The sequence below is a fragment of the Paraglaciecola arctica BSs20135 genome, assembly GCF_000314995.1.
In the GTDB taxonomy this organism is placed as follows: domain Bacteria; phylum Pseudomonadota; class Gammaproteobacteria; order Enterobacterales; family Alteromonadaceae; genus Paraglaciecola; species Paraglaciecola arctica.
This window is the reverse complement of sequence record NZ_BAEO01000044.1, coordinates 1-13,159: the sequence shown is the minus strand read 5'-3', so window position 1 is coordinate 13,159 and position 13,159 is coordinate 1. Positions and strand designations below refer to the sequence as shown.

Genomic DNA, 13,159 nt, shown 5'->3' with positions numbered 1-13,159 from the left:
GTGCAAGTTTTTGCTGAATATAACGCAAGTTTTTGCTGAATAAAGCGCAAGTTTTTGGCAAATATAGATCAATTTATCCTTTTTTCAGAGGATAAAATCGCTACAATACGGTCCTTTAATGCCCTTCAGCCTAATTATGGGTGAATTTACTCCAGTTTGAGGAAATCAATGCAACCATTGCAAAACGATCGATATTTACGAGCATTGTTACGCCAACCAGTAGACACTACGCCAGTATGGATGATGCGCCAAGCAGGTCGATATTTACCTGAATACAAAGCCACTAGAGCAGAAGCAGGTGACTTTATGTCGCTGTGTAAAAATGCTGAATTAGCCTGCGAGGTTACACTACAGCCATTACGTAGATTCGATCTAGACGCAGCCATCTTGTTTTCTGATATTTTGACTATTCCAGATGCGATGGGATTAGGTTTATATTTTGAGGCCGGAGAGGGCCCAAGGTTTCAACGCCCCTTAACTTGTATGGCCGATATTCAAAAATTACCCATCTTAGATCCTGAAGTGGAATTGGGTTATGTAATGAATGCCGTGCGTACAATACGTAAAAATTTAAATGGTGCAGTGCCGCTAATTGGCTTTTCCGGTAGTCCTTGGACCTTAGCTACTTATATGATTGAAGGTGGCTCAAGTAAGGCTTTCACCAAAATTAAAAAAATGGCCTTTAGCGATCCACAAGCACTACACCTATTACTTGATAAGTTGGCTGATTCCGTTATTTTGTATCTTAACGCGCAAATTGCCGCTGGTGCGCAGTCGGTGATGGTTTTTGATACTTGGGGGGGCGTATTATCAGGCCGCGATTACCAAGAATTTTCTTTGCAATATATGCACAAAATTGTCGATGCCCTAACCCGTGAAAACGATGGACGAAAAGTGCCAGTCACTTTATTCACCAAAAATGCCGGTTTATGGTTGGAATCTATTGCCGCCACTGGCTGTGACGCTGTTGGCTTAGATTGGACAGTGGATATGGCTGATGCGAAAGCACGTATCGGCGACAAGGTTGCACTGCAAGGCAACATGGACCCGTCTATGTTATACGCACCAGCCGCGCGAATTGAACAAGAAGTGCAGCTGATTTTAGACGGTTTTGGCAAAGGTAATGGCCATGTATTTAACCTTGGCCATGGTATTCATCTTGATGTGCCGCCTGAAAATGCCAAAGTATTTATTGATGCTGTGCATAGATTGAGTAAGCCTTACCACCAATAATATACGATGGCGATAAACGCTTAATCCTGTTTAGTAAAGGTAACCACCTTACCTGAGGCACACAGTTGCTGTGCCTCAACTTTACTACATCTTTGATCCACCTTAAGTAAACCTATGCCCGCTCCGTTTGATAATGTAGTTAACTTGTGATCATTCGGCCTACGGTGCCTAACCAGCATGTTGCGCCTCTGGGTAAACCAGTTTAATGGCGAATATTTGCTGTACAAAATGCGGTTAAGGCTGTCGAACCACTTTAGCAACTTCTCAGGAAATTCGTTTTTGATGCCGCTGCTGGTTATCTGAGTAATATTAGGGCTGTTATGCCTAAATCTTAGGGTAATGTCATACACAAATGAATAGTGCACATCACCTGACAGGATCACAAAGTTGGGCGGGGTTTTACGATTTCTAAAAATATTTAGCATCACACTTGCAGTGCCTTTATGGGCCATCCAGTTTTCTGCATCGACTGTCAGCGCTTTCCCAAAAAAAGTAAATATGCGTTGTATAGTTTCAATTAGCTTCACACCAAAGATAGGTGCAGCTGAGACCATTATGACCGCTGGCTGGCCAATCAATTCTTGTTGCAAATCACTTAGCGCCTCCCAGTCCATTAAACCAGAGGGTTTGCTTAAACTAGACTCTGAGCGCCACCGCTGGGTACGTGTATCCAGTACCACCAGCTTAGGTGAAGTTTCTAAACAGTAGTACCAGTGTTCCCAGTCGAGTAAATGTTGCACAAGTAGGTCATGTTGATTAATTCCGTTTTCAGTGAAAAACTCACAACAAGTTTCAAACAAGGGTTGTAACTTAGCGGGATCATTAGCCCATCCCTGGCACAACCAATACCCCACCAAAGCGTTACCCACTATGCGTTTAGCAAACGAATTACCGTAAACCGCTTCTTCCCAACCTCGGGTTAAATTCCAATCATCGGTAATATCATGATCATCAAAAATCATGTACACCCGCACATGAGCTAAGGCTCGTCTGACTTTATCTAAACCAGCAACAAAATTTTCAATGATGTCTTTTTCTATAGCAAATGTTTGTTTGAAAGGTTCGGGGATTGTTGCATCACTAATATGCACGCGTTGCCACATTTCAGGTGACCAAGTGAGAATATACATAGCCATAACTTCAGCAAACGATATTAAGTGGTTACTTGCATTGACCGATGTAAAAATGGGTTTTCTTTTAGCCGCAAAAAATTGGCTGTAAGTATTTGCCGTACTTGGGTCATCTGGCAATAACTCAGGACGTTGATAAAAGCAGTGAGGATGCTCGAATAGCTCTTGGCTATTACTTATAGTAGCTCCATCAATATCTTCTTGGAAAAGACCTAAAAGCGCAACGGTTTGCCCAATAGCCAACAGTGTTGGACCAGCGACATCGTCAATATAAACCTGATCACCCGACATCATTAATAAGTCAGGCGATTCACTTTTCCCTGCCAATCCCATTTCAATTTGTTGATCAACTATAACTAAACCATCATCGCTAGGGTGGTGAGGTTTACGACAAGATCCATGTAACATTTGTCCAATTTGCTTGCGGATAACAAAGCTAGGATGAGATTGCCCCGAATAAAGCAGGGTAGGCAGCAACTCACATAGATGACTGATATTTCCATCGTTGTCGATTAAGGTGATATCGTAACTCACTCGACTCCCGCATGAAATTTCGGTACTGAGCTGAATAGTAATTAAATTGACAAAAGCGTGAGTCCCAACTTGAACTCGACTGAGTTGTTGCTCGTCTAATTGAGCATCAAACCAGGTTGATTGCTGTTGTTGACTAAATAACTTGACTGAAAAGTTGTAGGCTTGCTTGGTTATCAACCAAAAACAAACTTGCTTTGCATCAGCTCGCCGAACTATAGGTCCAGCGAGTATGTTGGGTAGTGATGATGTATTTTTAGACAACAACTGATGGCACTAAGCTATTTAAATAAGCTATTTAGATAAGCAGCAATTCTTACACCGCCCATTTGCAATCGCTGTTTCACTACAGGCAGACTTTGATATTGGTAATCCCAAGATAAATTATCACCTTCAGGATATAAATTGGCCCGTAATTTTGCACTCTCAGCAATCCATATTTTAGGATCTGTCTGCATCCATTGGGTGGCTTGTTGGCTGGAAATTTTGCGACTTAAGATTTGAGTCCATTCTGTATAAGACAATTGTTGCCTATCAATCAAACCTGAATCCCAAACTCGGTGTAAATTAGAATCTTCCCAAAAAAACTTAAGTTTTACATCGTTACCACCTCTATCAGTGCCATTTCCAGCGTGAAAGGGTTGGTGTAAATCACCAATAATATGCACGATAAACCTAAGGGCGAGCTGTTTCTCAGCAAGGCTTGATTGTTTGCTTTTTAGTTGTTTGGTGAACATTTCCAAAGCAGTCACCGCATTGCCTTCAGGTGGTGGCGCTACGTCTGTATAGGTTTTTCCGTCAAACACATTCACATAATGCCAAGGGTTGGCCGTTTTTTTCCAAAACTCACTGGGATGTGATTTCATCTCATCAGCATAAGTTGATGCTTCTGCTAAATCTTGATTGAGCAATAATGGACTAATGGCGAGTTGTGCTTCATGGGTTAGATATTGCTCTGCAATGGCCCCAGTCACGCGATGACCCGTTTGCCCCCAACTTAACGCTTGAAAGCTCATTGCAGCCGCCGCCACACCAATAATCAGTTTATTTAATTTCATTATGAATAACTCTTTATTTAGCTCTTATCTAATATCTAACTCTTAATTTAATTTAATTTAATTTAATTTAATTTTTAGATAATTCTATTTTTGTTAATTGCTCTATCAGCAATTCATGGATGCCACCAAAACTGCCATTACTCATGACCAAAATGTGGTCTCCAGGTTGCACATAGGAAATAATGGATTTCACCAGTATATTCAAATCTTTATATAACATGGCTGTTACGTCACTCTGCTCCAGTAAATCATCCATCGACCAAGCTAAATTTGACGGTTCAAAAATAAATACCTGATCGGCGCTAGACCAAGAAGCGGCTAGCGTATCTTTGTGCACCCCCATTTTCATGGTGTTGGAACGAGGCTCTAATACAGCCAAAATACGCCCAGCGCCAACTTTGGCTCTGAGTCCATTTATAGTGAAGGCAATAGCGGTAGGATGATGAGCAAAATCATCATATAAAGTAATGCCATTAACTATAGCTTTCACTTCCATACGGCGTTTTACATTTACAAACTGCCCTAGCGCCTCAACCGCCAAGTCACTTTTAACACCGCTATGTTTTGCCGCTGCTATCGCCATCAAGGCATTATTAACGTTATGTTCACCCATTAAGTCCCAATGCACTTTGCCCTGAACTTGCCCTTTAAACAAAACTTCAAACTCACTGCACTCGGGATTACTATTTTGTACCTGCCAATCGCCTCCAGTAAACTGCACCGGGGTCCAACAACCCATGTCTAACACTTTGCGCAGATTGTTGTCTGACTTGGGTAAGAGTACTAAACCGTTATTCGGTACCATACGTAATAAATGATTGAACTGTTTTTGGATATCGCTTATGTCAGAAAATATATCTGCATGGTCAAATTCAAGGTTGTTTATCACCAAAGTCCGAGGTCGGTAGTGCACAAATTTAGAACGTTTATCAAAAAAGGCGCTGTCGTATTCATCTGCCTCAATCACAAAAAATGGGCTTTCACCTAAACGAGCAGATACTGCAAAGTTTTGCGGAATACCACCAATCAAAAATCCAGGCTTTAAACCCGCATACTCCAATATCCACGCCAACATACTAGAGGTACTTGTTTTACCGTGAGTACCAGATACGGCTAATACCCAACGATCTTTAAGTACGTTTTCTAATAGCCATTGTGGACCACTGGTGTAAGGCAGGTTTCTGTCCAAGACATATTCCACCGCCTCATTACCTCGGGACAATGCATTGCCTATGACCACTATATCTGGCTCATTTTCAAATTGCTTAGTATCGTAACCTTCAAATAACTCAATACCTAAAGACTCTAATTGCGTGCTCATAGGTGGATATACATTACTATCAGAACCAGTGACTTTGTGCCCCAGCTCTTTTGCAATAGCGGCAATGCCCCCCATAAAAGTGCCACAGATACCTAAAATATGTAAATGCATAAAATGCCGTTAAAAATGTCTAAGACCCATAGATTACCAGAACAAAGATCGCTAACCCAATCAACAATGTAAAAAAATACGTCGTGGTGATGACTATGGCACAGGCATCAGTGAGAATTGGTTATAAAGAATACGTTTCGGTTACTGAGTTTCTTGTTCTTTGAAGGTATAATTATCTGAACCGCACTTATCTATTAATCAAAACTATAATAAAAATCGTGCTGCACACTCCTACAAACTCAAGGCACTACAACTACAAGGTATTTAAGCATAATGAAAAGACTTAACTCGCAACTTCAAGAAGATGGCGCACCTATGGAGCTAATCCTGCTATTGAGAACATTATTAGCAGGCTGTAAGGAAATCGCATTTAGGGTCAGTCAAGGATCGCTAGCCGGTGTTTTAGGTTCAACATTAAGTGACAATGTTCAAGGCGAAAGACAGAAGAAGTTAGACGTAATTTCTAACCAAATCCTAAAAGACATTCTGAGTGAATCAGGTTATGTAAAGGCGATTTCTTCTGAGGAAGAAGACCACGTTGTGCCTTGTAATCCAGAAGGAAAGTATTTAGTCAGTTTTGATCCACTAGACGGTTCATCTAACACAGATATCAATAGCTTAATTGGCACAATATTTTCAATTACTCACGCCCCGCAATGGATGGATGCAGATGACCCTTCAGCATTCTTGCAGCCCGGCACACAAAGTGTTGCTGCAGGTTATGTGTTGTATGGCCCATCAGCTATGCTAGCCCTAACAACTGGTCGTGGAACACATCTTTATACCTTAGATAAAACCCATGGCGGTTTTCTATTAACTACGCCCAATGTCAAAGTGCCAGAGCAAACTTCTGAGTTCTCAATCAATACTTCAAATCAACGCCATTGGGAAGCGCCTATTCAAACTTATGTTAGTGACTTATTAGCGGGTACAGAAGGACCAAGAGAAAAAGATTACAACATGCGTTGGGTAGCGGCTATGGTAGGAGATATCCACAGAGTATTATGCCGAGGCGGTATTTTTATGTACCCATACGATAAACGCGACCCAAGCAAAGCGGGTAAATTACGCTTATTATATGAAGCTAACCCTATGGCTTTCCTAGTTGAGCAGGCTGGTGGTTTAGCTGAAACAGGTACAGGACGGATTATGGAAGTTATGCCTTCCGAAATTCATCAACGTGTACCTGTGATAATTGGCTCAAAAGAAGAAGTAGAAGCATGTTTAAGCTACAACATTTAAGTTAGTGCTTAGTTGTAAATTTAGTTGTAAATAATGCACAAAAAAGCCTCACTTGAGGCTTTTTTGTATTATGACCTTACAATAAGGGCGCTATAACCAAACTCACTATAGCCATCACATTGATCAAGATATTCATAGATGGGCCCGATGTATCTTTGAACGGGTCACCAACAGTATCTCCTACTACGACTGCCGCATGTGTATCAGAACCTTTACCGCCTAAGTTACCTTTTTCAACATATTTTTTAGCATTGTCCCAAGCACCACCAGCGTTTGCCATCATCAGCGCAAGCAACACACAACCCAGAAGGGCACCACCCAACATGCCACCTAAAGCATAAGCACCTAGACCAAAACCTATTAAAGGCGGCACGCCTACTGCAATAACACCGGGTAAAATCATTTTTTTCAGTGCAGCTTTAGTAGCTATATCTATACAACGCTCATGATCAGGTTCCGCAGTGCCTTCCATTAGACCTTCAATTTCTCTGAACTGACGGCGAATTTCATGGATCATTTCAAATGCAGCATCTCCCACAGCTGTCATGGTGATAGATGCGATTAAAAATGGCAGTAATCCACCAATAAACAAACCAATCAAGACCATAGGATCACCTAGGTTCAAGGTGAAACCTGGGTATTTAGTCGTAAGGGTTTCAATAAATGCTGCGATAATAGCTAAAGCAGCTAAAGCTGCTGCTCCTATGGCAAAACCTTTACCAATAGCTGCAGTGGTATTACCTAGCTCATCTAAGGAATCAGTAATGTCTCGAGTTTCTTTTCCTAAACCGGCCATTTCGGCTATACCACCAGCATTGTCAGCCACTGGACCATAAGCATCAATTGCCATGGTAATGCCGACAGTTGCCAACATGCCAACAGCGGCAATGCCGACGCCGTATAAACCGGATAATTGCGTAGAAGCAAAAATAATCGCACAAATGGTTAGAACCGGAATTACAACTGATTGCATCCCTACCGCTAGACCTGTAATCATTACAGTAGCAGGGCCAGTTTCACCTGCTTCAGCTATTTTACGTACAGGAGTAGATGCGGTGTAATATTCAGTCACTAGCCCAATAATAATACCGCCCACAGCACCGGCAACCACTGCCCACCACACATGGTCATTGACACCCAGTTTGGCAACCACAAAATAAGCCGCTGCAATAAAAATGACTGCAGCTGACATAGTACCAGCACGCAATGCCACTTCTGGTTTACTGGCTGACAACAATTTAACTATCACTATGCCTGCAACCGAACATAACAAGCCGGTAGATGCCAATGCCAAAGGCAAGAACATTAACGATTCTCGACTGCCTAAAACCCCCAATGCCATAGTGGAGGCAATTGCGATCGTGGCAATCATTGAGCCGCAATAAGATTCAAAAATATCTGACCCCATTCCTGCGACATCACCCACATTGTCGCCTACGTTATCAGCAATAACACCGGGGTTACGTGGGTCATCCTCAGGAATACCTGCTTCAATTTTACCCACTAAGTCTGCACCTACATCGGCACTCTTAGTGAAGATACCGCCTCCCACACGTGAGAATAAAGCAACTATTGAAGCGCCCATACCAAACCCATGGATTACATGGGCTGTACTTGGATCACCACCGAAAAACCAATACAGTGAGCCTAATCCTAAAAGCCCCATGGATGCGACACATAGCCCCATGACTGATCCACCCATAAAGGCAATAGTCAGAGCTGCAGCTGGACCTTCGTCATGAGCGGCTTGAGTGGTGCGCACATTTGCCTTAGTAGCGGTAAACATGCCCATATAACCAGCAAAGGCAGAACACAACGCACCTGCGACAAAAGCGATAGTGGTGTTTTGGCCTAAAGAAAAATACAAGGCAATACCCACCACTAAAGCAAAGAGGAATAACATTTTATACTCACGGTGCATAAACACCATGGCACCGGAATGTATGGCATCTCCTATTTTAGCAATGGCGGGGTTGGAGACAGGTGATTTCTTGATAATAAGATAGATAACAAAAGCACAGATTAAGCCAGCAAATCCCAAGATCGGTGGCAGGTAGAATAGTTCAGTCATAAAGGTTCCCAGAGTTAATGTAACTTTGATGCAAAGCAAAATCACTCTTAGCAAACAGCAAAAATGATTCTACTTTGCAATACATTTACGCCAATCTCTCATTGCTTACATCATTCATGAGTACATGGCTATTTTATTGTTTTATTTACAATTTATTTACAACTTCATTACAACTATAACGAGATAATTGTCTTTAGTTCAAGTTTTAATCAATAATTGTGCTTAGTCTGCGTTTTAATCACTTTGGTGAGTTTCATCTTGTGTCTCTAAGCTTTATAATCTGGCACATTAATATTCAACAATTTTAGGTAATACTATGAGCCTCAATGCCGTACCCGCTGGTAAAAATTTGCCAGACGAAATTAATGTAATAATCGAAATTCCCGCCCACTCTGATCCTGTCAAATATGAAGTGGACAAAGAATCAGGTGCTATTTTTGTTGACCGCTTTATGGCAACTTGTATGCACTATCCCACTAACTACGGTTATGTTCCGCACACGTTGTCTGAAGATGGCGACCCAGCTGACGTATTAGTGATGACACCTTTTCCACTTTTAGCAGGCTCTGTTATTCGTTGTCGTCCAGTAGGCGTATTAAAAATGACGGATGAGTCAGGTATAGATGCAAAAATTCTTGCGGTACCTGCTGACAAGTTATCAACAATTTACCGTGGTATTACTGATATTGATCAAATTCCTGAGTTAACTAAACATCAAATTCAGCATTTCTTTGAGCATTACAAAGATTTAGAGCCAAACAAATGGGTTAAAATTGAAGGTTGGGAAGACGCAGCGGCGGCTAAAGCTGAACTAGTCAACAGTGTTAAGTTGTACGAAGCAACCGAAGAGAAACCAGCGTTCTAATTTTATCTGGTAAATAAACCATAATATTGAGCCGGTTTTTTACCGGCTTTTTTATTCATATAAATAAAGAATATTCTGGGATAATTAAAATTCAGCACTAACTAGGGCAATTTATTTTGCATTTCTTTCACTTACCAAAACTTTCCGAAATACGTCAAAACCCACAACTGCTATTGCTTGCCATGGCTTTCGTAATGCCGCTGGTTTTTTCTGTGTGGAATGCTTTGCTTAACAATTTTGTGGTAGAAAAAGCTCAATTTAGCGGTGCTGAGATAGGCATGTTACAAAGCTTGCGGGAAGTCCCTGGTTTTTTAGCCTTCACTGCAGTGTTTTTATTATTGGTATTAAAAGAACAAACCCTAGCCTTAATCGCTCTGGCGATTATGTGTATTGGTGTGGCGGCCACAGGCTGGCTGCCATTTGAGTTAGGTTTGTATTGCACCACTGTACTTATGTCCATTGGCTTTCATTATTTTGAAACCATCAATCAATCGTTAACCCTACAATGGTTAGACAAAGACAAAGCTGCGCACTTTATGGGCAAACAATTGGCTGTTAAGAGTTTTGCATCTTTATTGGCCTACGGTTCTATTTGGATTTTAATGGAATGGTATGAGGTCTCATATACTATTGTGTATATGTTAGCTGGTGGGGTTGGTCTGATAATCGTTTGTTTGTTGTGGGCAAGTTTCGATACCTTTAGCCATGGCACAACTCAACATAAACATATGTTCTTGCGTAAACGTTATTGGCTATATTATGCCTTGGTATTTTTCAGCGGCGCCAGAAGACAAATATTTATGGTGTTTGCCTCCTTTATGATGGTTGAAAAGTTCGGCTATTCTGTTGGGGATATTAGCCTGCTATTTATTATCAATTATGTATTCAACTTACTCTTTGCACCCAAAATTGGAAAATGGATCAGTCGAATTGGCGAACGCCGAGCATTAACTATAGAGTATCTCGGATTACTTATAGTATTTATTAGTTATGCCCTAGTAGACGATAGCCGTATTGCAGCAGGTTTATATATAGTGGATCACCTATTTTTTGCTATGGCTATCGCAGTGAAGACCTATTTTCAAAAAATAGCAGACCATAAGGATTTTGCCTCTACCGCTGGTGTCAGTTTTACCATCAATCACATTGCGGCTGTTGTGATACCTGCATTACTCGGTATTGTGTGGTTAGGTTCACCTAGTCTGGTATTTTATATCGGTGCAGGTTTTGCGTTTTGCTCATTATGTTTAGCGCTGAACATCCCAAACACTCCATGTTTAGGTAACGAAGTTGTAAAAAATCCCTTATTTTGGGCGAATCAAATACAGGTCAATAAAAACTTATGATAAAAATTATCAAAGCAACATGCTTATTTTTAATCTTGTTCAGCCAGATTACATTAGCTAATGAACCGTTAGAACTTTTTTGGGAAGACATGGTGCCGCCAGATTATGAAACTCCCGACACCCCCCTGGATCACGATGGCAGTATGATGCAAATGGGACTAGACGCACCTATAGTCGAGAGTTTAAATGGCAAGTTAGTAAAAATACCGGGATTTGTTGTTCCTTTAGAGGGTAACAATGAAACAACCACTGAGTTTTTGTTAGTCCCATATTTCGGCGCCTGTATTCATGTGCCACCACCACCAGCCAATCAAATAGTTTACGTGAAGTTTTCTGAAGCAGTGCCGATAGATAATCTATACGACGCAGTTTGGGTAACCGGTACCTTAACCACTAAAGGGTGGGAAGGTGATTTGGCGACTGTGGGATATTCCTTAGTGGGAATGAGCGTAACTCCCTACGATGGATAAAACATAAGGTAATTGGTAACTTAGAGATAAGAATCCATTTTCTTGAACGATCGTTGTCTATACTAACGGTTAATATCAGCATTAGCACATTTCTGATAAACTCACAGATATCGACATAATAATTTAGAGGATAAGTTAATGAATTTTTTGACAAAAATGTCTATTGCTCAAAAATTATTTATGATACCGATCATTGGCACAGTGGGCTTTTTGATATATTTAGGTATTACTACTGCCACAGCTCTTAAAAATGTCGATTTGTTAGAAAACGTTATAGAAGTGCAATACCCAGCACTAGACGTTACAAAAAGTGCTTTGGTCAAAATGGAAAAAGTCAAAGAGACATTGACTAGCGCAGTAACAACAGCTGATGAAGAAACCCTAGAAAATGCACAAAATTACGCTAAAGAAACACAAGCGTTGCTACAAAATATTAAGTCTATTGATCCAAATTTAAGTACTGAAATAAATGGCATCCTAGATTCCTTTAACGATTACTATAACTTAGCGTTTAGCGTATCTAAATCGATGATAGACGGTACGGCAGACTATGCAAAGTTAGGTGAGTTGTCGTCCACAATGAATAATAATTATGATGACGCTGTTAAAAATTTAACTAATTTTAAAGATGTGCGTACCAAAGCCTTCCAAACGGATATACGCGATGCTAGCGACAGTGGACAATCGACTGTCGTGATTGGTGGAGCCATGGCTTTATTAACTATCATATTATTATTCGCCACTGCTATCCCAATAGTTAGCGGCATCAAAGGTAGTATTGTGCAAGTGGTCAACTCACTGAAAGATATTGCACAAGAAGACGGTGACTTAACCGTTCGGATTAAATCTAAAAACCAAGACGAAATTGGTGATTTAGTACATTGGTTTAATCAGTTTATGGAAAAATTGCAAGGCGTGGTTACGGACATTGTTAATGCCTCATTACCTTTATCGCAATTAGCCCAAAATCTAAATCAGCTTACCGAAGACACCAATAAAACGATAGATGTACAACAACGTTCAGCAACTCACGCAAAAACTGCAGTAGATGAGATGAGCAGTAGCGTAAGAGCAGTTGCAGAGAGCGCGGCCGAAGCAGCAAGTGCCGCCGGTGATGCTTCTACTGCAGCTGAAGATGGTCAGTCTGTGGTTAACCACACAGTACTTAGTATCCAAGCATTAGCCACTAACGTTGAAGAAACCGCTAAAGTAATTGGACAACTGGAAGATGATTCCAATCAAGTTGCCGTAGTGCTTGATGTAATTAAGGGGATTGCAGATCAAACAAACTTATTGGCGCTTAACGCCGCAATCGAAGCCGCAAGGGCCGGTGAACAAGGTCGTGGTTTTGCAGTGGTAGCAGACGAAGTACGTACCTTAGCAAAAAGAACACAACAATCAACAGAACAAATCCAAACTACCATTGAACAACTACAAAACGCAGCCCATTCTGCAGTAAGTGTTATGGCTAAAGGTACTGAGCAAGCAACCTCTAGTGTTGAAACTGCCAATAAAGCCGGTGCTAGTTTAACCGTTATTACTGAAACAATTAATCGTATTACCAGCATGAACGATCAAATCGCTCATTCTACTGGCGAACAGCAAAATGTGGCTAAAACCATCAGTAATAATGTTGATGAGATCTATCATCGAACTGAAGAAACCGCAACCAGTTCCAAAAATATTGCATCAGTCAGTTCAGAATTGGCAAAATTAGCCCAACACTTAGAAGGCATAACTAAACAATTTAAAGTTTAATAGCAATTTCACCCCATAAAAAA

The 13,159-nt window shown here is 41.0% G+C and carries 10 protein-coding genes; 6 read left to right on the top strand and 4 right to left on the bottom strand.

What is annotated here, in order from left to right:
• The first annotated feature begins 168 nt into the window (after positions 1–168).
• On the top strand, positions 169–1,233 hold the full coding sequence (hemE, locus tag GARC_RS14655; protein WP_007621502.1) for a uroporphyrinogen decarboxylase: 1,065 nt from the start codon (positions 169–171) through the stop codon (positions 1,231–1,233).
• A gap of 20 nt (positions 1,234–1,253) precedes the next feature.
• Here the strand turns inward: hemE and GARC_RS14650 are convergent, their stop codons facing one another.
• The 3 genes from GARC_RS14650 to mpl all read right to left on the bottom strand — a co-directional run bounded on the left by GARC_RS14650 (position 1,254) and on the right by mpl (position 5,384).
• On the bottom strand, positions 1,254–3,161 hold the full coding sequence (locus GARC_RS14650) for a metallophosphoesterase family protein (protein ID WP_007621501.1): 1,908 nt from the start codon (positions 3,159–3,161) through the stop codon (positions 1,254–1,256).
• 14 nt (positions 3,162–3,175) lie between these two features.
• Entirely contained in the window at positions 3,176–3,952 is a 777-nt protein-coding gene (locus tag GARC_RS14645) for a S1/P1 nuclease (protein ID WP_007621500.1), read from the bottom strand.
• A 67-nt stretch (positions 3,953–4,019) separates the two neighbouring features.
• The gene (gene mpl, locus GARC_RS14640) at positions 4,020–5,384 is read right to left on the bottom strand and encodes a UDP-N-acetylmuramate:L-alanyl-gamma-D-glutamyl-meso-diaminopimelate ligase (RefSeq protein WP_007621499.1); all 1,365 of its coding nucleotides are present in this window, start codon (positions 5,382–5,384) and stop codon (positions 4,020–4,022) included.
• 273 nt (positions 5,385–5,657) lie between these two features.
• On the opposite strand from mpl, the gene GARC_RS14635 reads away from it, so the two are divergent.
• Complete coding sequence (locus GARC_RS14635) at positions 5,658–6,626, top strand: class 1 fructose-bisphosphatase (protein WP_007621498.1); 969 nt, start codon at positions 5,658–5,660, stop codon at positions 6,624–6,626.
• 76 nt (positions 6,627–6,702) lie between these two features.
• Here GARC_RS14635 and GARC_RS14630 read toward each other — a convergent pair whose 3' ends face one another.
• Positions 6,703–8,697, bottom strand: a complete 1,995-nt coding sequence (locus tag GARC_RS14630; protein ID WP_007621496.1) for a sodium-translocating pyrophosphatase — start codon at positions 8,695–8,697, stop codon at positions 6,703–6,705.
• A gap of 316 nt (positions 8,698–9,013) precedes the next feature.
• On the opposite strand from GARC_RS14630, the gene ppa reads away from it, so the two are divergent.
• From ppa to GARC_RS14610, 4 genes are all read left to right on the top strand, one after another.
• Positions 9,014–9,562: an inorganic diphosphatase gene (ppa, locus tag GARC_RS14625; protein ID WP_007621493.1), complete on the top strand. Its 549-nt coding sequence runs from the start codon at positions 9,014–9,016 to the stop codon at positions 9,560–9,562.
• Between the two features lie 182 nt (positions 9,563–9,744).
• Positions 9,745–10,908, top strand: coding sequence for an MFS transporter (locus GARC_RS14620; RefSeq protein WP_153810941.1), 1,164 nt, complete (start codon positions 9,745–9,747; stop codon positions 10,906–10,908).
• On the top strand, positions 10,905–11,378 hold the full coding sequence (locus tag GARC_RS14615) for a DUF3299 domain-containing protein (RefSeq protein WP_039989766.1): 474 nt from the start codon (positions 10,905–10,907) through the stop codon (positions 11,376–11,378). Before GARC_RS14620 ends, GARC_RS14615 begins: the two co-directional genes overlap by 4 nt.
• Before the next feature lie 138 nt (positions 11,379–11,516).
• Positions 11,517–13,136 (top strand): methyl-accepting chemotaxis protein, encoded by a 1,620-nt coding sequence (locus GARC_RS14610; protein ID WP_007621486.1) that lies wholly within the window; start codon positions 11,517–11,519, stop codon positions 13,134–13,136.
• The last annotated feature ends 23 nt before the right edge of the window (positions 13,137–13,159 follow it).